Annotated in this window: 21 protein-coding genes; 3 read left to right on the top strand and 18 right to left on the bottom strand. The window is 70.3% G+C overall.

The features are described 5' to 3' along the window. Nucleotides 1–56: 56 nt before the first annotated feature. The 17 genes from hemW to Q7L73_RS22790 all read right to left on the bottom strand — a co-directional run bounded on the left by hemW (nucleotide 57) and on the right by Q7L73_RS22790 (nucleotide 18,228). Nucleotides 57–1,295 (bottom strand): radical SAM family heme chaperone HemW, encoded by a 1,239-nt coding sequence (gene hemW, locus Q7L73_RS22870; protein WP_304692206.1) that lies wholly within the window; start codon nucleotides 1,293–1,295, stop codon nucleotides 57–59. A 23-nt stretch (nucleotides 1,296–1,318) separates the two neighbouring features. Then, the gene (locus tag Q7L73_RS22865) at nucleotides 1,319–2,563 is read right to left on the bottom strand and encodes an MFS transporter (RefSeq protein WP_304692204.1); all 1,245 of its coding nucleotides are present in this window, start codon (nucleotides 2,561–2,563) and stop codon (nucleotides 1,319–1,321) included. Next, on the bottom strand, nucleotides 2,560–3,237 hold the full coding sequence (locus Q7L73_RS22860) for a FadR/GntR family transcriptional regulator (RefSeq protein ID WP_304692202.1): 678 nt from the start codon (nucleotides 3,235–3,237) through the stop codon (nucleotides 2,560–2,562). The genes Q7L73_RS22865 and Q7L73_RS22860 overlap by 4 nt, the downstream gene beginning before the upstream one ends. A 110-nt stretch (nucleotides 3,238–3,347) precedes the next feature. After that, nucleotides 3,348–4,904, bottom strand: a complete 1,557-nt coding sequence (locus tag Q7L73_RS22855; RefSeq protein ID WP_304692200.1) for an NADH-quinone oxidoreductase subunit N — start codon at nucleotides 4,902–4,904, stop codon at nucleotides 3,348–3,350. Further along, nucleotides 4,901–6,418, bottom strand: coding sequence for a NuoM family protein (locus Q7L73_RS22850; RefSeq protein WP_304692198.1), 1,518 nt, complete (start codon nucleotides 6,416–6,418; stop codon nucleotides 4,901–4,903). The genes Q7L73_RS22855 and Q7L73_RS22850 overlap by 4 nt, the downstream gene beginning before the upstream one ends. Before the next feature lie 10 nt (nucleotides 6,419–6,428). Then, complete coding sequence (gene nuoL, locus Q7L73_RS22845; RefSeq protein WP_304692196.1) at nucleotides 6,429–8,447, bottom strand: NADH-quinone oxidoreductase subunit L; 2,019 nt, start codon at nucleotides 8,445–8,447, stop codon at nucleotides 6,429–6,431. Continuing rightward, nucleotides 8,444–8,743, bottom strand: a complete 300-nt coding sequence (gene nuoK / locus Q7L73_RS22840) for an NADH-quinone oxidoreductase subunit NuoK (protein WP_304692194.1) — start codon at nucleotides 8,741–8,743, stop codon at nucleotides 8,444–8,446. Before nuoK ends, nuoL begins: the two co-directional genes overlap by 4 nt. Nucleotides 8,744–8,746: 3 nt before the next feature. Further along, nucleotides 8,747–9,463, bottom strand: coding sequence for an NADH-quinone oxidoreductase subunit J (locus tag Q7L73_RS22835; RefSeq protein ID WP_304692192.1), 717 nt, complete (start codon nucleotides 9,461–9,463; stop codon nucleotides 8,747–8,749). Between the two features lie 9 nt (nucleotides 9,464–9,472). Further along, nucleotides 9,473–10,006 carry an NADH-quinone oxidoreductase subunit NuoI gene (gene nuoI, locus Q7L73_RS22830; RefSeq protein ID WP_304692190.1) on the bottom strand — a complete coding sequence of 178 codons (534 nt, stop codon included), beginning with the start codon at nucleotides 10,004–10,006 and terminating at the stop codon, nucleotides 9,473–9,475. Then, a complete protein-coding gene (nuoH, locus tag Q7L73_RS22825) occupies nucleotides 10,006–11,040 on the bottom strand; it encodes an NADH-quinone oxidoreductase subunit NuoH (protein WP_304692188.1) in 1,035 nt (344 codons plus the stop codon). Before nuoH ends, nuoI begins: the two co-directional genes overlap by 1 nt. Beyond that, nucleotides 11,037–13,505, bottom strand: coding sequence for an NADH-quinone oxidoreductase subunit NuoG (nuoG, locus tag Q7L73_RS22820; protein ID WP_304692186.1), 2,469 nt, complete (start codon nucleotides 13,503–13,505; stop codon nucleotides 11,037–11,039). Before nuoG ends, nuoH begins: the two co-directional genes overlap by 4 nt. After that, the gene (gene nuoF, locus Q7L73_RS22815) at nucleotides 13,505–14,815 is read right to left on the bottom strand and encodes an NADH-quinone oxidoreductase subunit NuoF (protein ID WP_304692184.1); all 1,311 of its coding nucleotides are present in this window, start codon (nucleotides 14,813–14,815) and stop codon (nucleotides 13,505–13,507) included. Before nuoF ends, nuoG begins: the two co-directional genes overlap by 1 nt. Next, nucleotides 14,808–15,443: an NAD(P)H-dependent oxidoreductase subunit E gene (locus tag Q7L73_RS22810; RefSeq protein ID WP_304692182.1), complete on the bottom strand. Its 636-nt coding sequence runs from the start codon at nucleotides 15,441–15,443 to the stop codon at nucleotides 14,808–14,810. Before Q7L73_RS22810 ends, nuoF begins: the two co-directional genes overlap by 8 nt. Continuing rightward, nucleotides 15,443–16,684 (bottom strand): NADH dehydrogenase (quinone) subunit D, encoded by a 1,242-nt coding sequence (gene nuoD, locus Q7L73_RS22805; protein ID WP_304692179.1) that lies wholly within the window; start codon nucleotides 16,682–16,684, stop codon nucleotides 15,443–15,445. The genes Q7L73_RS22810 and nuoD overlap by 1 nt, the downstream gene beginning before the upstream one ends. After that, a complete protein-coding gene (locus Q7L73_RS22800; protein WP_304692177.1) occupies nucleotides 16,681–17,190 on the bottom strand; it encodes an NADH-quinone oxidoreductase subunit C in 510 nt (169 codons plus the stop codon). The genes nuoD and Q7L73_RS22800 overlap by 4 nt, the downstream gene beginning before the upstream one ends. Beyond that, nucleotides 17,183–17,785: an NADH-quinone oxidoreductase subunit B gene (locus Q7L73_RS22795; RefSeq protein ID WP_304692224.1), complete on the bottom strand. Its 603-nt coding sequence runs from the start codon at nucleotides 17,783–17,785 to the stop codon at nucleotides 17,183–17,185. The genes Q7L73_RS22800 and Q7L73_RS22795 overlap by 8 nt, the downstream gene beginning before the upstream one ends. A 77-nt stretch (nucleotides 17,786–17,862) precedes the next feature. Continuing rightward, on the bottom strand, nucleotides 17,863–18,228 hold the full coding sequence (locus Q7L73_RS22790; RefSeq protein ID WP_304692175.1) for an NADH-quinone oxidoreductase subunit A: 366 nt from the start codon (nucleotides 18,226–18,228) through the stop codon (nucleotides 17,863–17,865). A gap of 95 nt (nucleotides 18,229–18,323) precedes the next feature. Here Q7L73_RS22790 and Q7L73_RS22785 point away from each other — a divergent pair, with 95 nt between their 5' ends. After that, the gene (locus Q7L73_RS22785) at nucleotides 18,324–18,776 is read left to right on the top strand and encodes a hypothetical protein (protein ID WP_304692173.1); all 453 of its coding nucleotides are present in this window, start codon (nucleotides 18,324–18,326) and stop codon (nucleotides 18,774–18,776) included. A 286-nt stretch (nucleotides 18,777–19,062) separates the two neighbouring features. On the opposite strand, the gene Q7L73_RS22780 is transcribed toward Q7L73_RS22785, so the two are convergent. Further along, nucleotides 19,063–19,500 (bottom strand): cupredoxin domain-containing protein, encoded by a 438-nt coding sequence (locus Q7L73_RS22780; RefSeq protein WP_304692171.1) that lies wholly within the window; start codon nucleotides 19,498–19,500, stop codon nucleotides 19,063–19,065. 34 nt (nucleotides 19,501–19,534) lie between these two features. On the opposite strand from Q7L73_RS22780, the gene Q7L73_RS22775 reads away from it, so the two are divergent. Further along, a complete protein-coding gene (locus tag Q7L73_RS22775) occupies nucleotides 19,535–20,047 on the top strand; it encodes a cytochrome c (RefSeq protein ID WP_304692169.1) in 513 nt (170 codons plus the stop codon). A gap of 21 nt (nucleotides 20,048–20,068) precedes the next feature. Then, complete coding sequence (gene serS, locus Q7L73_RS22770; RefSeq protein WP_304692166.1) at nucleotides 20,069–21,307, top strand: serine--tRNA ligase; 1,239 nt, start codon at nucleotides 20,069–20,071, stop codon at nucleotides 21,305–21,307. Nucleotides 21,308–21,319 lie beyond the last annotated feature (12 nt).

Below are 21,319 nucleotides of genomic sequence, written 5' to 3'. Positions count from 1 at the left end.
CTTCGAACGGGATCGGATCGGGTCCAGCGCCGCGAGACGGTTCGCTCACGCGATCGCTAGTCGACCAGGTCCCGCACGAGCGCGTCCGCGAGCAGCCGGCCTGCGCGGGTCAGCAGCACGCGGCCGGCGGCGAGCGCCTCGGGCGAGGCGAGCCCGTCGGCGGCGGCGCGGCGGGCGGCGGCGAGGCCGTCGGGGCGCAGCAGCGCGGTGTCGAGCCCTTCGCGCAGGCGCGTCTCCAGCATGATCCGCTCGAAGCGGCGTGTCTCGGCGTCGAGCAGCTCGCGGCCGGCGGCGGGCGAGCGGCCGGCCGAGAGCGCTCTCGCGTAGGCGCTCGGGTGCAGCACGTTCCACCAGCGCACGCCGCCGACGTGGCTGTGCGCGCCCGGCCCGACGCCCCACCAGTCGGCCCCGCGCCAGTAGTTGAGGTTGTGGGCGCAGCGGTCCCCGTCGGATCTGGCCCAGTTGGAGATCTCGTACCAGCGCAGGCCGGCGGCGGCGAGCAGCTCGTCGGCGATCGCGTAGCGGTCGGCGAGCTGGTCTTCGTCGGGCAGCGGCAGCTCGCCGCGGCGGACGCGCGCGTGCAGGCGCGTGCCCGGCTCGACGCCGAGCGCGTAGGCGGAGACGTGGTCGGGGCCGGCCGCCAGCGCCGCCTCGACCGACGCGCGCCAGTCGTCGTCGGACTCGCCCGGGGTGCCGTAGATCAGGTCGAGGCTGACGTGCTCGAAGCCGGCCGCGCGCGCCTCCGCGGCGGCCGCCGCGGGGCGGCCGGGCGTGTGCGTGCGGTCGAGCGTCGCGAGCACGTGCGGGACGGCGCTCTGCATCCCCAGCGAGACGCGCGTGAAGCCGGCCGCGCGCAGGGTCGAGAAGCTCTCCGGCGAGACCGACTCGGGGTTGGCCTCGGTCGTCACCTCGGCGCCGGGCGCGAGCCCGAACTGCTCGTCGATCGCGGCGAGGATCGCGGCCAGGTCGCCGGCCGCAAGCAGCGTCGGCGTGCCGCCGCCGACGAAGACGGTCTCGACCTGCGGCACGGGCGCCTCGCCCGCGCCGAGGACCGCACGCGCGAGCCGCAGCTCGGAGATCGCGGTGGCGGCGTAGGAGCCGCGCCCGACGCCGCCCGGCAGCTCCTCGGCCGTGTACGTGTTGAAGTCGCAATAGCCGCAGCGGGTCGCGCAGAACGGCACGTGCACGTAGATCGCCAGCGGCCGCCGGCCCAGCTCGGCGAGCGCGGCGGCGGGGAGCGCGCCGTCGGCGGGCGGCGCGGCGGCGTCGGGAGCGGCGGGGAGCGAGGCGGCCATCGCCTCTCAGGATGGCAGGCCGCCTACTCGCCGACGTAGCCGGGCGCGGCGGCCCGCAGCGCCATGATCAGCTCCGGCACCGCGAGCGTGCTCAGCAGCGCCAGCGGCAGCGCCCAGCCGCCGGTCACGTCGTGCAGCGCGCCGATCAGCAGCGGGCCGAGCGCGGCGAGCGTGTAGCCGACCGACTGCGCCATCCCCGACAGCGCCGAGGTGTGCGCGACGTCGCGCGCGCGCAGCAGGAACAGCGCCATCACGAGCGCGAAGCCGACGCCGGCGCCGATCCCCAGCAGCAGCGCCCACAGGAAGGTCAGCGTGTCGGGCGCGAGCAGCAGCCCGAGCCAGCCGGCGGCGGGGAAGAGCGCGGCGACGAACGCGAGCGGCCGCTGGTCGTCGAGCTTGGAGGCGAGCGCGGCGGTCAGGAAGCCGACCGGTATCCCCATCCCCATCGTCAGCGCCAGCAGCGCGCCGGCGGTGCTGTCGGTCGCGCCCGCGCGCGCCTGCAGGATGTCCGGCAGCCAGGCGCCGTTGGTGTAGAAGATCAGCGACTGCAGGCCCATGAACAGCGTCACCGACCAGGCGCGGCGGTCGCGCCAGAGGTTGGGGCGACCGTGCGGCGGCGCGGCGGCGGCCTCGCTCTCGGCCTCCGCCCGCTCCGCCGCGGCGACGGCCGGCGACGGCTTCAATTGCGGCAGCCAGACGATCGCCGCGAGGATCGCCGGGATCGCCCACAGCGCCAGCGCGACGCGCCAGGAGCCGCCGACCCAGTGCTCGATCGGCACCGTCAGGCCGGCGGCGAGCGCGGCACCGCCGGAGAGGCCGACCGAGTGGACGCCGCTCATCAGCGCCGCTCTGTCGGTGAAGCGCTGCTTGACGATCGCGGGCACGATCACGTTGCCGATCGCGATCGCGCAGCCGGCGACGAGCGTGCCGGCGAACAGCAGCGCGATCGGCGGCAGCAGCCGCAGCGTCACGCCCGCGAAGATCGCCAGCAGGCAGGCGAGCACGACGCGCTCGGCGCCGAAACGGGCGGCGAGCCGCGGCGCCAGCGGCGAGACGAGCCCGAGCATCAGCAGCGGAGCGGTGTTGAGCAGCCCGATCGTCGTGCCGCTGACGCCGAGGTCGGCGCGCAGGTCGTCGATCAGCGGGCCGACGCTGGTGAGCGCGAAGCGGAGGTTGACGGCGACCAGCACGAGGCCGGCGATCAGCAGCGCCCGCTCGCGCCCGCGGCGCTCCCTGTCGCGCAGCGGCGGGGCGGCGACGGCGGTCATGCGCTCAGCTCGTCGATCAGCTGGTCGAGGAAGACGGCGGTCTCGGCCTGGGCGGCGATCGCGTCGCCAGCGCGGATCGCGGCGACGAGCGCGTCGTGCGCGTGGACCTGGTCCTCGGTCGTGCCGGCGCCGGCGGTCGAGCCGACGGCGTCGCGCAGGCTGGTGGCGAAGTCGTCGTACAGCTCGGTCAGCAGCGCGTTGTGGGCGGCGTCGACGATCGCGCGGTGCAAGGCGACGTCCAGCTCGATGAACTCGCCCAGGTCGGACAGGTGCGAGGCCGCCTCGCGCGCCGCCAGCAGCCGCTCCAGCGCGGCCAGGTCGGCGTCGGTGCGGCGCAGCGCGGCCAGCCGCGCGGCCTCGACCTCCAGCGCCCGCCGCAGCTCGAAGATCTCCAGCAGCTGCGCGCGGCCGACGCGGCGGCGGACGGCGCCGGCGAGGTCGCTGGTGGCGGTGACGTAGGTGCCGTCGCCCTGCCGCGTCTCCAGCAAGCCGGCGTGGACGAGCGCGCGGATCGCCTCGCGCAGGCTGTTGCGCCCGACGCCGAGCGCCTCGACCAGCTCCGGCTCGGTCGGGATCTTCTCCCCCACCGGCCAGACGCCCTGCTCGATCTCGCCGCGCAGCGACTCGATCGCCTGGTCGACGAGAGAAGGTCCGCGTGCGATTCGTCCGCTCATGGGATGAATGTAGCGAAAGACAAGGCGCCGCCGCAGCGACGCCTGCCAGATCCCTGTTTGGTGACCCGCAATCTCCGGGTCTGAGGGACCCAGAGATTGCGCGAGGCGCGCTAGAAGATCCCGACGAGCGACTCGCCGGCCTTGCCGGCCAGCTCGAACAGCGGCTGCGGCACGATGCCGAAGACGACGATCACCGCGGTCGCCAGCCAGGCGACGGCGAACAGCTCCAGCTGCGGCTCTTCGACCAGCTCGTCGGCCTCCTGCGAGCCGCCGGCCATGATCGGCGGCGCGCCCGGGGCGGCGACCGGCGCGGCGGCCGCGGCGGCCGGCTCCGGATCGCCCATCCACATCGCCGCGATCACCTTCAGGTAGTAGCCGAGCGAGATCATCGAGCCGACGACGAGCACGATCGCGAGCCACGCGTAGCCGCCCGAGACGAGCGCGTCGATCAAGTAGAACTTGCCGATGAAGCCGGCCGTCGCGGGGATGCCGGCGAGGCCGAGGAAGGCGACCGTCAGCGGCCAGGCGAGCAGCGGCTGCGACTTGCCGAGGCCGGCGAACGAGGAGATCTCGTCGCCGTGGACCGAGGCCCGCTCACGCGCGATCACGACCGAGAAGGCGGCGATGTTCATCGCGGCGTAGATGACGAGGTAGAAGACCGTCGCCTTCGCGCCCAGCTGCGTGCCGACGACGACGCCGGCCAGCAGGTAGCCGGCCTGGGCGACGCCGGAGTAGGCGAGGATCCGCTTCAGCGACGTCTGCGCCAGCGCGCCGACGTTGCCGACGATGATCGTGATCGCGGCCAGCGCGGCGACCGCCGGGCCCCACTCGTTCGAGATCCCCGGCAGGGCGACGTCGAACAGGCGCAGCAGCACGCCGAAGGCGGCGACCTTCGTCGCGACCGCCATGAAGGCCGTGATCGGCGTCGGCGCGCCTTGGTAGACGTCGGGCGTCCACTGGTGGAAGGGCGCGACCGAGGCCTTGAAGGCGAGGCCGACGAGCGTCAGGCCGACGCCCGACAGCAGCAGCACGTCGGTGCGGATGCCGTCGTCGGCGATCGCTCTCGCGATCCCGCTGAAGTCAGTCGAGCCGGTCGCGCCGTAGAGCAGCGAGAGGCCGTACAGCAGCGTCGCGGAGCCGACCGAGCCGACGATCAGGTACTTGAGGCCCGACTCCAGCGAGCCCTCGCGGCGGAACTCCGCGGCGCAGAGGACGTAGAGCGGGATCGACAGCAGCTCGAAGCCGACGAACAGCGTCACCAGGTTCTGCGTCGCGATCAGCACGAGCATGCCGAGGATCGACAGCAGCAGCAGCGCGTAGTACTCCGGGTGGCCGGCGACCTCGGCGGCCTTCGAGCGCCACGACAGCAGCACCGCGGCGATGCCGGTCGCGCCGAGCACGAACGCGAGCGTCAGCGTCAGGTCGTCGATCGCGAGCGCGTCGCTGACGATCGACTTGTTCTCGCCGAACTGCCACACCGACAGGCCGATGAAGGCGGCGAGCGAGACGAGCGACAGGATTGCCGTGCCGTTGCGCGCGGACTTGCCGAGGAAGATGCCGATCAGCAGCACCAGCACGCCGCCGGCGGCGAGCGAGACGAACGGCGAGAGGCCGGCCCAGTCGATGTGCGGCCCTCTGGCGGCCGCGAGCGTGAGCGCGGAGGTCATCTCTGCTCCTCGGAGGTCTTGTCTGCCGTCAGCTGACCGGTCTTCGCCTGCACCTGCGCGACCGTCTGCTTCGTCGTCTGCTCGCTCTTCTTCAAGCCGAACTGCGGGTAGAGCGCGAGCGCCAGGATCACCACGACCGACGGCAGCAGCACGCCGAGGTCGCTGAAGGAGATCTCACGCGAGTCGACGCTCGGGTTGACGCGGTTGTGCATCGACTTGATGAACGCGCGCAGCATGTAGACCGCCGCCAGCGCGACGCCGATCGAGGCGAAGAAGGCGAACGCGGCCTTCGCGTTGAAGACGCCGAGCAGGATCAGGAACTCGCCCGCGAAGTTGGCCGAGCCGGGCATCGCCAGCGTCGCCAGCGAGACGATCAGGAAGAGCGTCGCCAGCACCGGCGCGCGGAAGGCGATGCCGCCGAGGTCCTTGATCTCCTCCGAGCCGCCGGCACGCGCAGCCAGCAGGCCGACGATGAAGAACAGCGGCACGGTCACGAGACCGTGGTTGACCATCTGCAGCAGCGCGCCCTGGGCCCCGTCCTCGTTGAGGGCGAAGATGCCGAGCGTGATGAAGCCCATCTGCGCGACCGACGAGAAGGCGACGACGAGCCGCACGTTCTGCGCCGAGAAGGCCATCACCGAGCCATACAGGATCGAGCCGAGCGCGATCAGCAGCAGCAGCTCCTGGAAGTGGACCGAGGCGTCCGGGAAGACCGGCAGCACGATCCGCAGGAAGCCGTAGGCGGCGACCTTCGAGAGCACGCCGGAGAAGACGCCGAGCGCCGGCAGCGGCATCGCCTTGTAGCCGTCGGGCAGCCAGCCGTGCAGCGGGAAGGCCGGCATCTTGACGAGGAAGGCGGCCGCGAAGCAGAGGAAGATCCACTCCTGCGAGCCCTTCGAGAGCGGCAGCTCCTGCAGCGCCGAGATCGCGAAGTTCAGTCTCGTGTCGTGCTGCTCGGCCGTCAGGACGCCGGTCGCGATCGCCGCGACGAGCATCAGCAGCGAGCCGACGAGCGTGTAGATGACGAGCTTCTGCGTGCCGCGGACGCGCTCCTCGCGCGTGCCGTTGCCCCAGATCCCGGTCAGGAAGTAGAACGGGATCAGCATCAGGTCGAAGAAGGCGACGAACAGGATCAGGTCCTGCGCGACGAAGGCGCCGAGCACCGCCGTCTGCGCGACGCCGAGCCAGAAGTAGAAGAGCCCGGGGCGCTCCCACTCTCTGAGGTTCGCGTAGACGAACACGAGCGCGAAGAGGAAGGCCGCCAGCAGCAGCAGGAGCACGTTGAGGCCGTCGACGCCGAGCTTGTAGGAGATCCCGAGCGTCGAGATCCACGAGGTGTCGGTGACGAACTGGAGGCCGTCCTCGCCGCTCTTGAAGCGGACGACGAACGAGATCGCGATCCCGAGCGTGACGAGCGAGCCGACCAGCGACAGCTTCGGCGCGACCTTGGCGCCGAGGATCGCCCCGAGGACGGCGACGACGAGCGGCAGCCAGATGAGAATCGAGAGAGTCATCAGCTCTGCCTCACGAGCTCTGGATCAGGAAGTACAGGACGACGCCCGCTCCGCCGAGCAGCAGCAGCGCGGCGTAGTAGCGCAGGAAGCCGGTCTGCAGCGTGCGGACCGCTTGCGAGCCGGCCTTGACGACACCGGTCGTGCCGCCGATCAGCAGCCCTTCGGCGATCACCGTCTCGAACCAGGTGCGGCAGAAGGTGCCGAGGGCGCTCCACGGCCGCACGATCAGGAAGTCGATCAGCTCGTCGAAGTACCACTTGTGCCACAGGAAGGTGTGGACGGCCTTGAAGCGCGCCTGGATCGCGGCCGACGTGCCCGGCTTGCGGACCCAGATGAAGTGGGCGATCGCGATCCCGACCAGCGCGAGCACCGTGCCGAGGATCATGCCGAACCAGACAAGCCCGTCGCTCGGGTGGATGCTGCTGTAGAGCGTCGAGTCCTCGAACGACGGCTCGAGGAAGCTCTCGATCACGTGCGAGACGAACGGGATCTGCAGCGCCCCGAGTATCGTCGCGCCGAGCGCCAGCAGGCCCATCGCGACCTTCATCGGGATCTCGCGCTCGGCGACCACGTGCTCCGGGCCGGGGAAGCCGACCTCGGTGTCCTCGCGCTCGCCGTTGGCCGGGTTGGTCGGGAACTCGGCGTGGGCGATGTGCCCGTGCTCCAGCTCCACCGCCTCCGGCGACGGTCTGTTGAAGAAGGCGCGGAAGATCATCCGCCAGGTGTAGATGCCGGTCAGGAAGGCGCCGACGTAGCCGGCGATGTAGAGCACGACGTACCAGTCGCCGCGCGCGCCGACGTAGGCGAGGATCTCGTCCTTGGAGAAGAAGCCGGAGAACGGCGGCACGCCCGACAGCGCGAGGCCGCCGACGACGAAGCAGCCGAACGTGAACGGCATCGATCTCTTGAAGCCGGACATCTTGTCGAGCGACTGGGCGCCCGCCATCGCGCCGATGATCGAGCCGGCCGCCATGAACAGCAGCGCCTTGAAGAAGGCGTGCGTCAGCAGGTGGAACATGCCGGCCGCGTAGGCCCCGGCCGAGACGCCCATGATCATGTAGCCGATCTGGGACATCGTCGAGTAGGCGATCACGCGCTTGATGTCGGTCTGGACGAGCGCGATCGTGCCGGCCACCAGCAAGGTGACGCAGCCGACGATCGCGCCGACGTCGGCGGCCGCCGGAGCGTGCTCGAAGAGCGGGTGCATGCGGCTGATCAGGTAGACGCCCGCGGTCACCATCGTCGCGGCGTGGATCAGCGAGGAGACCGGCGTCGGGCCCTCCATCGCGTCCGGGAGCCAGGTGTGGAACGGGATCTGCGCCGACTTCGCGAAGGCGCCGACGAGCAGCAGCAGGCAGCCGGCCACGAGCGCCCCGTTGTGGGACGCGAACGCCCCCTCCTCGACCGCTCTGAAGGTGCCGAGGAAGTCGAGCGTGCCGCTGTGGCGCAGGATGAAGAAGGTGCCGAGCACGAGGCCGACGTCGCCGACGACGTTGATCACGAACGCCTTGATGCCGGCCTTGGTCGCCGTCTCGCGGCGGTACCAGAAGGAGATCAGCAGGTAGGAGGCGGCGCCGACGAACGCCCAGCCGACGATCAGCAGGAAGAAGTTCGCCGCCAGCACCAGCACCAGCATCGAGAAGACGAAGAAGTTCAGGTACGCGAAGTAGCGCGCGTTGCCGCGGTCGCTCTTCATGTAGCTCGTCGAGTACAGGTGGATCAGCGTCGAGACGCCCGTGATCACGAGCATCATGAAGACCGACAGCGGATCGACCAGGATCGCCAGTCTCGCGTCGATCGAGCCGGTGACGGCGTAGTCCCACAGCGAGGAGACGAGCTGGCGGTGCTCTCTCTCGTGGTCCTGCAGCGAGACGAGCGCGGCGACCGCCGACAGGAAGGCGAGCAGGATCGCCGCGGTGCCGATCGCACCGGCGGGCCCTCTCCCCAGCCGCTTGTGGCCGAGGCCGATGAGGATCGTCCCCGCCAGCGGGAAGGCGAGGACGAGCCAGCCCCAGGTCGTAGTGCTCACCCTTGAAGCTCCTTCAGCTCATCCACGTCGATCGGCAGCTTGCGGCGGAAGATCGCGACGATCAGGCCGAGGCCGACGGCGACCTCGCAGGCGGCGACGACCATCACGATCAGCGCGAAGATCTGCCCGTCCGCGTTCCCGTGCATGCGGGAGAAGGCGATCAGCGACAGGTTCGCGGCGTTGAGCATCAGCTCCAGGCAGAGCAGGATCACGAGCGGGTTGCGCCGCGTGAGCACACCGCCGAAGCCGATGCAGAAGATCAGGGCCGAGACGACCAGGTACCAACCGATGTCCATGGGTCAGTCCTCCTTGGCGTCGTCGTCGGCAACGGGAGTCGGGACCGGCTCGCGCTTGGACGGCGGGACGTACGGCGCCGTCTGGCGCGCGGTCTCGCGCGGGTCCTCCGGCGGCGCGTGCAGCGCGCCGACGGCCTCGGCCATCGTGCCGGAGAAGAGCGTGCGCGGCGTGATGTAGCGCGTGTCGTCGTAGGCGATGTCCTCCAGCGTGCGGCCGCCGGCGCGACGGCGCGCGAGCATGACCGCGCCGACGGCGGCGACGAGCAGCAGCAGCGAGGCCAGCTCGAACGGCAGCAGGAACTTCGTCAGCAGCGCCTCGCCGATCGACTCGGGCGAGCCGAAGCCGAGCACGTAGGGCGCGCCCTTGCCGTCGATCGCCTTCAGGCCGGAGCCGAGGATCGCGATCGCCAGCTCGACGAACAGCATCCCGACGAACAGCATCGAGACGTTGCGCAGCCGCAGGCCGCCGGGGCCGAGCGGGACGGTGCCGTCGCCGACGTAGGAGACGACGAAGACGTACAGGACGGTGACGGCGCCGGCGTAGACGATCACCTGCGCGGCGGCGAGGAACTCGGCCCGCAGCAGCAGGAAGAGCGCTGAGAGCGAGATCAGGTGGCCGACCAGCGACAGCACGCTGTAGAAGGGGTTTCTGAGCGTGACGACGCCGATCGCGCCCGCGAGCGCGCCGATCGCCGCGATGAAGAAGATGACAGCGGACATGAGGTTCGCCTACTCGTCCTCGGTCCGCAGCGGCGTGCGCTCGAGCGGCTCGGCCAGGAGCATCTCCTTCGTGAAGATGAGGTCCTGGCGGTTGTAGTCGGACATCTCGTAGTCGTGGCCCATCGTGATCGCGTCGAACGGGCACGCGACCTCGCAGTAGCCGCAGAAGATGCAGCGCGAGAGGTTGATCTCGTACACGGCGGCGTAGCGCTCGCCGGCCGAGACGCGGTGCTCGGGCGTGTTCTCCGCCGCGACGACGCGGATGCAGTCGGCCGGGCAGGCGGCGGCGCAGAGCGAGCAGCCGACGCACTTCTCCAGGCCGGTGTCGGAGAATCTGTGCAGCTTGTGGCGACCGCGGAAGCGCGGGTAGACCGGCAGCTTCTGCTCCGGGTACTGGTAGACGACCGGTCTCTCCAGCATGCGGGCGAAGGTCGTCTTGAGGCCGCGGAGCGTCTCGCCGAAGGCGCGGTAGGCGCCGCCGGCGCCGCCGGGCTCCGGGGCGCGCTGAACGGCGATGACGTCGTCGCCGGGGGTCCAGGCCATCAGTGGGTCACCACCACGAGGATTGCGGTCACGAGCGCGTTCGCCGTGGCCAGGGGCAGCAGGATCTTCCAGCCGAGCGACATCAGCTGGTCGTAGCGCGGACGCGGGAACGTCGTGCGCGCCCAGATGAAGAAGCAGACGACCAGCACCGTCTTGACGATCACGACGATCGGGTCGACCCACTGCGGCGGGTCGATCCCGAACGGCAGCATCCAGCCGCCGAAGAACATCGTCACGGCGATCGCGGAGGCGATCACGAGGTGGAAGTACTCGGCCGCGTAGTAGGCGGCGAAGCGGCCGCCGCCGTACTCGGTCGAGTAGCCGCCGACCAGCTCGGCGTCGGCCTCGGTGAGGTCGAACGGCGGGCGGTTCGTCTCGGCGAACGCGGCCAGCAGGAAGATGAGGAAGCCGACCAGCTGCGGGACGATGAACCACATGCCCGCCTGCGCCTCGACGATCCCCGTCAGCGACAGCGTGCCGGCGGTTATCACGACGCCGACGAGCGAGAGGCCCATCGAGACCTCGTAGGAGATCAGCTGGGCGGCGGAGCGCATCGCGCCGAGGAAGGAGTACTTCGAGCCCGACGCCCAGCCGCCGAGCATCAGCCCGTAGACCGACAGGGCGCTGAAGGCGAAGACGAAGAGGATCCCGATCGAGACGTCGATGCCGTAGAGGCCGACCTCCTTGCCGAAGATGTCGACGGTGTTGCCGAACGGGATCACGGCGAAGGCGCCGGCCGCGCAGACCATCGAGATCGCGGGCGCGACGGCGAACAGGAAGCCGACCGACGTTCTCGGGCGGAACTGCTGCTTGAACAGCAGCTTGCCGATGTCGGCCATCGGCTGCAGCGCGCCGAACGGGCCGACGCGGTTGGGGCCGTAGCGCATCTGCATGCGACCCATCAGCTTGCGGTCCAGCATCAGGGCGAGCGGCACGAGCGTGAAGCCGACGAGGAAGATGATCACCGCCTTGATGATCTGGATCCACCAGGCCTCGGCGAACCCGACCGTGGCGAAGGTCAGCACACTGCTCATGCGGGACGGACCTCCACGAGCCCGGGCTCCCCGCCCAGCAGCTCGGTCGCGGACTGCTCAGCGGTCGCCTCGGCGAGGAAGACCGTTCCGGCGGGGACGTTGCCGCGCACGAAGACGCTCGCCAGCACGCTCACGTCGCCGGCGCTGACCGTCACGCGGCCGCCGTTGTCGACGCCGATGCGGTCGGCGTCGACCGGTGAGATCTCGGCCTGCTGCTTGGCGGTCAGGAACTTCAGCGCCGGCGAGACCTCGACCTCGGGCGCCGCCCAGATCGAACGGTAGGTGCCGAGCCGCAGCGCGCCGTTCGGTCTCGGCGCGGCCAGCGGCTCGCCGGCCTCGAACGGGCCGGCGGGCGCCTCCGGCGCGGCCGAGGCCGCGTCGCGCTCCTGCCAGCGGACGCCCTTGCCGCCGATCTCCTCCAGCGTCAGGCCGCCGTAGAACGGGACGGCGGCGACGACCTGCTGCGTGACGATCGGGCCGGTCAGCACCTGCGGGTCGTGGCCGGCGCGCTTGGCGACGTCGGCGAGCACCTGCCACTCGGCGCGGACCGAGCCGGGCCGGCCGATCGCGGGGCGAAGGCGCTGGACGCGGCCGTCGAGGTTGACGATCGTGCCCTCCTTCTCCGCGTAGGACTCGGCCGGGAAGACGACGGTCGCGGTCGCGCGCAGGGCGTCGCTCAGCAGCGTCGCGTGCGCGACGACCGCCTCGGCGCCCTGCAGGGCGCGCTCCCACAGCCGCCGGTCGGCGTAGTCGCGGACCGGGTCGGCGTGCAGCAGGTAGAGCGTCGTCAGCTTGCCGTCGGCCGCCTGCTGCGCGATCTCGTGCGCGCTCTTGCCGGCCTTCGCGTCCTTCAGGCCGGGGCCGGCGTTGCTCTGGACGCCGACCTCGCGCAGGCCGCGCGCGTTGCCGCCGACCGGCACCTCGATCAGGCCGGCGCCAGCGCGCTCGCCCAGTCTCAGCGCGGCCGCCAGGTTCAGCAGCGACGGCAGCGGGGCGGCGCCGATGCGCTGGCCCCAGACGATCACGACATCCTCGCCGCCGTCCTGCAGCAGCTGCGCGAGCGCGGCGACCGCCTTCGGGTCGGCGTCGGCCTTCTCGCACAGCGCCTCGACGCCGTCGGCACCGCCGACGGCCGCCGCCAGCGCCGCCACGAAGGCGTGCTCGGCGCCGGGCGCGTAGCGCAGCCACAGTCTCGAATTGGCGTCGAGCGCGCTCGGGCGGCTCGTCGCGACGGCCAGCTTGACGCCGTTGCGGCGGACGCCCTTGCGGATCCGCAGGTCGAGCGAGGCGACGTCGTCGATCGGGTCGGTGCCGAGCAGCAGCACGGTGTGCGCGAACTCGATGTCCGGGATCGTCGCCTGCAGCGCGGGCGCGGCGAGCGCGCGCTGCGTCTCGGCCGGGACCGGCGGCAGGCCGGCGCGCGAGTCGAGGTCGGCCGAGCCGACCGCGCGCACCAGCCGCTGGAGGAGGAAGCCCTCCTCGTTGGTCGTCGTGCCGCCGGCGATCGCGGCGACCGAGCTGCCGGCCTGTTCGATCGCGGAGGCGGCGACGTCGAGCGCGTACTCCCACGTCGCCGGCTCCAGCTCGCCGCTGTCGGGGTTGCGCACGAGCGGCTCGGTGATCCGCTCGTCGCTGTGGATCGCCTGGTAGGCGAAGCGGCCCTTGTCGCACAGCCAGCCGTCGTCGACGCCGTGGTTGTCGCGCGCGAGCACGCGCAGGACGCGCTCGTCGCGGACGGTGAACTCGACGTTGCACTGCGCCGGGCAGTGGGTGCAGACGGAGCCGGAGCCCTCGATGTCCCAGGGGCGCGCGCGGAAGCGGTAGGCGCGCGAGGTGAGCGCGCCGACCGGGCACAGCTCGACGATGTTGCCGCTGAACGGCGCGACGTACGGGTGGCCGTCGAAGGTGCCGACGAACGAGGAGGCGCCGCGCTCGTTGAGGATCAGCTGGTAGTCCTCGCTGACCTCCTGCGAGAAGCGCACGCAGCGGTAGCAGAGGATGCAGCGCTCGCGGTCGATCGCGATCAGCGGCGACAGCTCGACCGGCTTTCTGAAGTGGCGCTTGGGCTCGACCATCCGCGAGATGCCGCGGCCCCAGCCGAAGGTGATGTCCTGCAGCGGGCACTCGCCGCCCTTGTCGCAGACGGGGCAGTCGAGCGGGTGGTTGACGAGCAGGAACTCGACGACCGAGTTCTGCGCCTCTCTCACGCGCTGCGTCTGCGTGTGGACGACCATGCCGTCCTTGACCGGCGTCGAGCAGGCGGTCTGCAGCTTCGGTATGCCCTCGACTTCCACGAGGCACATGCGGCAGGCGCCGACCGGCGCGCCGAGCTTCGGCTCGTAGCAGAAGACGGGGATCTCGATGTCGCCGTACTTGGCGCCGTCGGCCAGCATCACGCCCGCGGGGGCGCTGACCTCGCGCCCGTCGATCGAGAACGTGACGAATCTCTCTTCGGGACGGGGCATTACGCGGCAGCTCCTGCGATCTCGATCGGAGTCGGCTCGGGGATCTCGCCGAGACCGGCGGCGGCGCGCTTGTCCTCGATGTACTGCTCGAACTCGTCGCGGAACTTCGCGACCATCGAGGAGAGCGGCATCGCCATCGCGTCGCCGAGGACGCAGAGGCAGTTGCCCATGATCTGGTCCTGGACCGAGGCGATGATGTCGAGGTCCATCGGCGTCGCGTCGCCGGCGTGGATCCGCTCGAGCATCTTGACGGTCCAGTTGGTGCCCTCGCGGCACGGCGTGCACTTGCCGCACGACTCGTGTCTGTAGAACTTCGCCAGCGTCAGCGCGACGTCGACGACCGAGTTGGAGTCGTCGACGACGATGATCGCGCCGGAGCCGAGCATCGAGCCCGCTCTCGCCATCGAGTCGAAGTCGTAGCCGCGGTCGAGGTCCTCCGGCTTGAGCACCGGCGAGGAGGAGCCGCCCGGGAACCAGAACTTGATCTCGCGGCCCGGCTCGGGACCGCCGGCGAGGCCGTAGATGATGTCTCTGGCCTTCATGCCCAGCTCTATCTCGTAGTTGCCGGGTCTCTGGACGTTGCCGGAGATCGAGATCAGCTTCGTGCCGGCGGAGTTCTCGACGCCGAGCTTCGCGTACTCCGTGCCGCTCATGCGGATGATGTGCGGGACGGTCGCGAGCGTCTCGACGTTGTTGATCAGCGTCGGGCCCTGGTAGAGGCCCTGGTTGGCCGGGAACGGCGGCTTCAGGCGCGGGTTGCCGCGCTTGCCCTCGAGCGAGTCGAGCAGGCCGGTCTCCTCGCCGCAGATGTAGGCGCCGGCGCCGCGGTGCAGGTAGAGCGTCTGCGAGTGGCCCGAGCCGAGGATGTCCTCGCCCAGGTAGCCGGCCTCGCGCGCCTCGATCAGCGCCGCCTCCAGCTTCATCGCCTGCAGCTCGTACTCGCCGCGGATGTAGATGAAGGAGCGGTTGGCGCCGGCCGCGTACGCCGCGATGACCATGCCCTCGATCAGCATATGCGGCGACTTCTGCATCAGCTCGCGGTCCTTGAAGGTCCCCGGCTCCGACTCGTCCGCGTTGCAGACGAGGTACTTGTCCATCCCGCCTCTGGGCAGGAACGAGACCTTCTTGCCCATCGCGAAGCCGGCGCCGCCGCGGCCGCGCAGGCCGGAGTCGAGCAGGTTCTGGAGAACCTCCTCGGGCGTCATTCTCAGCGCGCGCTCGAGCTGCTGGTAGCCGCCGCGGCGCTTGTAGACCTCGATCGTGTCGAGGCCGGGCTCGTCGATGCGGTCGAAGAGAAGCTTGTCAGCCATCGGATCTCGCTCCTGGGTCGGCGCAGGCGCGCCGGGAAAGCTGCTTGTCGGGGAGCACCTCGCGGCCTTCCTTGAGGTCCGCGATCAGCTGCTCGGCGTCGGCCGGCTCCAGCGGCCCGACGAACTCGCCGTTGACCGACGCCATCGGCGCGATGTCGCAGGCGCCGAGGCATTCGAAGCCGCGCACGTTGAGGTCCGGGTCGTCCCCGGCGGCGGCCTTGACGGCCTCCAGCATCTCCTTGCCGCCGCGCAGCGAGCAGGAGATGTTCGTGCAGACGTAGACCCGCTGGCGGCCGACGGGCTTCGTCTCGAACATGTCGTAGAAGGTCGCGACGGCGGTCAGGTAGCCGGGCGTCAGCCGCATCACGCAGGCGGCCTGCTCGATCGCGGTCGGCGAGCACCAGCCGTGCAGGTCCTGCGCCGCGTGCAGCGCCGGGATCGCGGCCGAGCGGAAGTTCGGGTACTTCGCCATCGCGGCCTCGATCTGCGCGCGCAGCTCGTCCGGGACGGGCGTCGTGGCCGGGTCGGGGACGACGGCCGGGTCCTTGCTGAGATCGACCGAGTCGTCCCAGCCAGGGATGCGCGAGCCGTGGCCGTACCGAGCCACGGCTGAAGACTGCTCAGCCATCAGCGGTCCACTCCTCCGAGGACGGGATCGAGCATCGCCAGCGTCGCGACGAGGTCGGCGATGTAGGTGTTGCGCGTCGCGTCGGCCGTCGCCTGCAGGTTGACGAACGAGGGATCGCGCATGTGCACGCGCGCCGGCTTGGAGGAGCCGTCGGAGCGCACGAAGCAGCCGAGCTCGCCGCGGGGCGACTCGATCGGGTTGTAGACCTCGCCCGGCGGGACGCGGAAGCCCTCGGTGACGAGCTTGAAGTGGTGGATCAGCGCCTCCATCGAGGTCGCCAGCTCGTGCCGCGGCGGCAGCGCGACCTTGCGGTCCTCGGTGATGTGCGGCCCCTCGGGGAGGCCGTCGAGCGCCTGGTCGATGATCTCGCAGGATTCGAGGATCTCGGCGTGGCGGACGCGATAGCGATCGTAGTTGTCGCCCTCGGTCCCGACCGGGATGCGGAATCTGAAGTCCTCGTAGGAGCAGTACGGCGCGGCCTTGCGCAGGTCCCACGGGTTGCCGGTCGCGCGCAGCAGCGGGCCGGTGACGCCGAGGCCGAGCAGCGTTCTCTCGTCGACGACGCCGGTGTGGCGCATGCGCTGCAGGAAGATCTCGTTCTTGTCCAGGAGCGCGCTGTACTGCTCGGAGCGGCTGCGCATCTCCTTCGTGAATCTCTTCACGCGCTCGGCCCAGCCGCGCGGGATGTCCTCTATGACGCCGCCGACCTGGAAGTAGCGCGTGTGCATGCGCTGGCCGGAGGACATCTCGAACAGGTCGAGGACCGCCTCGCGCTCGCGGAAGGCGTACCACCACATGCCGATCGCGCCGAGGTCGATGCAGCTCGTGCCGAGCCAGACCAGGTGCGACATGATCCGGTTCAGCTCCATGTGGATCACGCGCAGGTACTGGGCGCGCTTGGGCACCTCGCACTCCAGCAGCTTCTCGACCGCGCCGCAGAAGGCGTAGGCGTTGAAGTAGTAGGAGAGGTAGTCCATCCGCTCGACGACCGGGATGACCTTCCAGTAGGCCTTCTGCTCGGCCGTCTTCTCGATGCCGGTGTGGACGTAGCCGATGACCGGCTTGACGTCGCGCACCATCTCGCCCTCGAGCGTCAGGATCAGGCGCAGCACCCCGTGCGTGGACGGGTGGTGCGGGCCCATGTTGACGGTCATCAGCTCCTGCTCGAGCCCCATGCCGGCGGGCTCGGCGGAGTAGGAGACCGACTCCTCCTGCTTGCGGTAGTCGCTGACGGTGCTCATCGCGTCCACCCCGGGATCTTGTCCTCGTTGTAGGTGAAGATGACCGGCTCGCCGCCGACCGGGAAGTCACGCCGCTGCGGGTGGCCCTCGTAGTCCTCGGGCATCAGGATCCGGCGCATGTCCGGGTGGCCGTCGAAGACGACGCCGAACATGTCGTAGACCTCGCGCTCCGGGTGGTTGGCGCCGGGCCACAGGTCGACGACCGAGGCGACGTGCGCCTCCTCGACCGGCATCCGCGTCTTGACGCAGATGCGGTCGACGGTGGTCATGTCGAGCAGCTGCCAGTGGACCGACAGGCGCGGCTCATCCGGGTAGTAGTCGACCCCGTGCAGCGAGGCGAGGAAGCCGTAGCCCTGCTCGCGCAGCGCGATCAGCACGTCGCGCGCGTCGGCGGGGGCGATCTCGATCGTCGCCTCCTCGCGGAAGAAGACGGTGTCGAGGATCGCCTCGGGGTGCCGCTGGCGGATCTCCTGAGCGATCAGCTCGAGGCCGGTCGCGTCAGGCACCTTGCGTCTCCCCGGACTGGAAGACGTTGATCGCGTTGACGCCGGGGCGGTCGGCCGAGCCGACGACCTCTTCGGTGCCGATCGCCTCGTAGCGCTCGCGCCAGCCTCTGGGCGGGTTGCCCTGGACCTTCGAGCGCAGCTTCAGGATCGCGTGCGCGAGCGCCTCCGGCCGCGGCGGGCAGCCGGGGACGTGGACGTCGATCGGCATGAACTTGTCGGCCGGGACGATCGCGTAGTTGTTGAAGACGCCCATCGACGAGCAGCAGGCGCCCATCGAGATCGCCCAGCGCGGCTCGAGCATCTGGTCGTAGATGCGGCGCACGATCGGCGCCATCTTGATCGAGACGCGGCCGGACAGGATCAGCATGTCGGCCTGGCGCGGCGAGGCGCGGAAGGCCTCGAAGCCGAAACGGCCGATGTCGAGGCGCGCGCCCGGGAGCGACATCATCTCGATCGCGCAGCAGGCGAGCCCGAAGGTCGCCGGGAACATCGAGTTGCCCTGCGCCCAGGCGGTGACCTTGTCGAGCGTCGTCGTGAGCACGCGCTCCTCGACGTAGGCCTCCAGCTCGGCGTCGGTCAGGTCGCCGCGCAGCATGTCGCGGGCGCGCTGCTGCTGGATGCGGAACTCTTCGCCGCCGCCTTCGACGGACGGCTGGCCGAGCTTTGCACGCGTTATTTCCATTCGAGCGCTCCTCGGCGCCAGACATACACGAAGGCGACCATGAGCAGCACGATGAAGACGATCGTCTCCACCAGCGCAAAGGTGCCGAAGGCCTTCAGCTGCACCGCGATCGGGTACAGGAAAATGACCTCGATGTCGAAGAGGATGAACAGCATCGCGATCAGGTAGAAGCTGATCCCGAAGCGGAAGTTGCCTCTCACCTCGGAGGGCAGGCCGCACTCGTAGGGAGTGATCTGCGCCTCTCTAGTCGACCCCGCGCGCTTGGGACCGAGCAGCGTTCCGGCCGACACGAAGACGGCGCCGATCACAGCACCCAGTACGACGAAAACGATGGCGGGGCCGTATGTAGTCAACATCTCAGGCCGTGGTTATATCACCAGTTCCGCACAGCTTGTAACAACGTGTTACTTAGTGCTTAAAGTGTCGAATTGCATGTGCTGAAAGGCGCAAGATGCCCACTGTTCATCTGATCGTCGGCGTGCTCCTGCTCGTCCTCAACCTCGCCGCCGGAATCGTCGGTGGATGGGCCTGGCTGAGAGTGCAGCCGAGCCTCGTCTTCTGGCGGCTGCTGCGCGCGGCGCAGGTGTCGATCGTCGTGCAGGTGCTGCTGGGGGCGCTGCTGCTGGTGCTCGGCCACTCCCCCGACGGCGACCTCCACATCCTCTACGGCGTACTGCCGCTGGCGATTTCCTTCATCGCGGAGCAGCTGCGGATCGGCTCGGCGGAGACGATCCTGGAGGCGCGCGGCTTCGGCTCCTCGCAGGAGGTCGGCGAGCTGCCGCGGGAGGAGCAGCGGGTCGTCGTGCTGTCGATCGTGCGGCGCGAGATCGGCGTGATGACGATCTCCTGCTTCGTGATCGTGCTGCTCGCGCTGCGGGCCGCGAGCGAGGCCGGCGCGCTCTGAGCGCCAAGTCCTTAATTAGGGCTGCCTAATAAAGAGTTTGCGCGCAAACACGCTTCGGCGAACGTCGAAGATAACTTAGGGCAACCTAAGTCGTGTGCGCGCCGTCACGGTCGAGGTGACGCGGATGTGGCACGCGCGAGATCTCCCGGATCCCGGAAGGAGTCCGCCGCCGGACGGCGAAGCCCACCAGCAGTCCCGGCGCCGGCCGAGACGATCTTCTTCAAGCGATCGTCCTCAACGGCGGCAACCAAGAGGGTCGGTGCCGGGACCCTCTCTTCCCGCTGCCTCAGCCGACGACCAGCTCGCCGTGCTCGCCGAGCGTGTTGTGGCGCTCCTGGGCGCAGCGCATCAGGTAGCTGCCGCGGGCGAGCCTGACCGTCAGCGTCTGCGACTGCCCCGGCCTCAGCGGCGCGCCGAGCGCGATCCGCCGCGTGTTGTCGGCGTTGCGCAGCTCGAAGCGGTGGACCATCGTGCCGTCGTTGCGGATCTCGAAGCTGCGACGGCCGGCGCCGTTGAGCCTGATCGTCTGCGGCGTCAGGCGGAACTCGGACATCGCGATCGCGATCGGCTGCGACTCGGCGACGTCGACGGGGGCGGGCGCGCCGCAGCCGCCGGCGACGACGAGCAGGAGGACTGCCAGCAGGCTCGCGAACGCCCGCGCGAGCGCGCCCGAAAGCCCTGCGCGCGGGCGGCTCTCGCGAGCCGAGGGGGTGTGGAGGGGCATCGCGGCGGGATTCTTCCGTATAGTCCCCGACCGCATGACGCGCCTTCCGAAGTCGATCACTCTCGCAGCCGCCGCGCTGGCGGCCTCCGTCACGTTCGCCGCCTGTGGCGAGCAGAAGATCGAGGTCTCCAAGAGCGATACGTCTGAGTATCGCCCCGCGCAGCTCTTCAAGGAGCGTTGCGCCGGCTGCCACACCTTCAAGCAGGCCGGCACCCACGGCTCCGCCGCGAACATCAGAACGCGCGAGCGCACCGACGGCCCGAACTTCAACGTCCGCCACGAGTGCACGGAGCGCGTCCTGTACGCGATCCAGAACGGCGGCTTCTCCGGCGCGATCATGCCGGGCAACATCATCGTCGGCGAGGACGCGAAGCTGGTCGCGCAGTTCGTCGCCAAGTACGCGGGCTCTGAGGCCGGCGACCGCCCCGAAGGCACGGGCGACGCCTCCAACGGCTACTCCTGCACGTCGCTCAGAAGCGACACCGGCACCACCGGCGGCGACGACGTCACGCAGGACGACCCCGGCGACAACACCGGCGGCAACTAGCGTCTCTCCCGTCGCGGCCCCGTGCTCGACCTCAGACTGATCCGCAGAGAGCCCGACGCGGTCCGCGCCGGGCTCGCGCGCCGAGGTGACGTCGCCGCCGACGCGATCGACAGGCTGCTCGCGCTCGACGAGCGCTGGCGCGCGCTGACGACCGAGCTGGAGCAGATCCAGGCGGAGCAGAACAGACTGAGCCGCTCGCTGCGCGGCGCGCCGACGCCCGAGCAGCACACCGAGATGAGCGAGCTGGCTGCCCGCGGCCGTTCCCGCTCGGACGAGCAGACCGCCGTCAAGGCCGAGCTGGACGCGCTGCTGCTGACGCTGCCGAACGTCCCGATGGACGACGCCGCGCCGCAGGACACGGTCGTGCGCGAGGTCGGCGACGCGACCAAGACCGGCAAGGACCACCTCGCGCTCGCGGGCGACCGGATCGACATGGAGCGCGGCGCGCGCCTGTCGGGCTCCCGCTTCGCCTACCTCAGAGGCGACCTCGTGCTGCTGGAGCTGGCGCTCGTGCGCTGGGTGCTCGGCAAGCTCGCCGCCGAGGGCGGCTTCGAGCCGGTGATCCCGCCGGTGCTCGTGCGCGAGCAGGCGCTCTACGGGACCGGCTTCCTGCCGGACACCGAGCAGCAGATCTACCACCTGCCGGCCGACGACCTCTACCTCGCCGGCACCTCCGAGGTCGCGCTCGCCTCGCTGCACGCGGGCGAGATCCTCGCCGAGGAGGAGCTGCCGCTGCGCTACGCCGGCTTCTCCCCCTGCTTCCGCCGCGAGGCCGGCTCGGCCGGCAGAGACACGCGCGGGATCTTCCGCGTGCACCAGTTCGACAAGGTCGAGATGTTCTCGTTCGTGACGCCGGACGAGTCGCTCGCCGAGCACGAGCGGCTGCTGGCGCTGGAGGAGTCGATCCTGCAGGACCTGCAGATCCCCTACCGCGTCGTCAACATCGCCGTCGACGACCTCGGCGCCTCGGCCGCGAAGAAGTACGACACCGAGGGCTGGCTGCCGGGGCAGGAGCGCTTCCGCGAGCTGACCTCGACGTCGAACACGACCGACTTCCAGGCCCGCCGGCTCGACATCCGCTACCGGCCGAAGGACAGCAAGAAGCCGGTCACGCTGCACACGCTCAACGGCACCGCGGTCGCGGTCGGGCGCACGATCATCGCGCTGCTGGAGAACGGCCAGCAGGAGGACGGCTCGATCGTCATCCCGCAGGTGCTGGCCGACGCCGGCGCCCCCGCCGTCATCCCCGCCGCCTCCTAGACGCGCCCGCGT

Origin of the sequence: Conexibacter sp. CPCC 205762, assembly GCF_030646155.1 — a bacterium.
GTDB lineage: Bacteria > Actinomycetota > Thermoleophilia > Solirubrobacterales > Solirubrobacteraceae > Conexibacter.
Note: the sequence above shows the minus strand (reverse complement) of the source record. Positions and strands in the feature narration are given on the sequence as shown.

Bases quoted from the DNA above. Each gene is read 5' to 3' on its own strand.
- hemW (WP_304692206.1), bottom strand. From the start codon at position 1,295: ATGGCCGCCTCGCTCCCCGCCGCTCCCGACGCCGCCGCGCCGCCCGCC.
- Q7L73_RS22865 (WP_304692204.1), bottom strand. From the start codon at position 2,563: ATGACCGCCGTCGCCGCCCCGCCGCTGCGCGACAGGGAGCGCCGCGGG.
- Q7L73_RS22860 (WP_304692202.1), bottom strand. From the start codon at position 3,237: ATGAGCGGACGAATCGCACGCGGACCTTCTCTCGTCGACCAGGCGATC.
- Q7L73_RS22855 (WP_304692200.1), bottom strand. From the start codon at position 4,904: ATGACCTCCGCGCTCACGCTCGCGGCCGCCAGAGGGCCGCACATCGAC.
- Q7L73_RS22850 (WP_304692198.1), bottom strand. From the start codon at position 6,418: ATGACTCTCTCGATTCTCATCTGGCTGCCGCTCGTCGTCGCCGTCCTC.
- nuoK (WP_304692194.1), bottom strand. From the start codon at position 8,743: ATGGACATCGGTTGGTACCTGGTCGTCTCGGCCCTGATCTTCTGCATC.
- Q7L73_RS22835 (WP_304692192.1), bottom strand. From the start codon at position 9,463: ATGTCCGCTGTCATCTTCTTCATCGCGGCGATCGGCGCGCTCGCGGGC.
- nuoI (WP_304692190.1), bottom strand. From the start codon at position 10,006: ATGGCCTGGACCCCCGGCGACGACGTCATCGCCGTTCAGCGCGCCCCG.
- nuoH (WP_304692188.1), bottom strand. From the start codon at position 11,040: ATGAGCAGTGTGCTGACCTTCGCCACGGTCGGGTTCGCCGAGGCCTGG.
- nuoG (WP_304692186.1), bottom strand. From the start codon at position 13,505: ATGCCCCGTCCCGAAGAGAGATTCGTCACGTTCTCGATCGACGGGCGC.
- nuoF (WP_304692184.1), bottom strand. From the start codon at position 14,815: ATGGCTGACAAGCTTCTCTTCGACCGCATCGACGAGCCCGGCCTCGAC.
- Q7L73_RS22810 (WP_304692182.1), bottom strand. From the start codon at position 15,443: ATGGCTGAGCAGTCTTCAGCCGTGGCTCGGTACGGCCACGGCTCGCGC.
- nuoD (WP_304692179.1), bottom strand. From the start codon at position 16,684: ATGAGCACCGTCAGCGACTACCGCAAGCAGGAGGAGTCGGTCTCCTAC.
- Q7L73_RS22795 (WP_304692224.1), bottom strand. From the start codon at position 17,785: ATGCTGCGCGGCGACCTGACCGACGCCGAGCTGGAGGCCTACGTCGAG.
- Q7L73_RS22790 (WP_304692175.1), bottom strand. From the start codon at position 18,228: ATGTTGACTACATACGGCCCCGCCATCGTTTTCGTCGTACTGGGTGCT.
- Q7L73_RS22785 (WP_304692173.1), top strand. From the start codon at position 18,324: ATGCCCACTGTTCATCTGATCGTCGGCGTGCTCCTGCTCGTCCTCAAC.
- Q7L73_RS22780 (WP_304692171.1), bottom strand. From the start codon at position 19,500: ATGCCCCTCCACACCCCCTCGGCTCGCGAGAGCCGCCCGCGCGCAGGG.
- Q7L73_RS22775 (WP_304692169.1), top strand. From the start codon at position 19,535: ATGACGCGCCTTCCGAAGTCGATCACTCTCGCAGCCGCCGCGCTGGCG.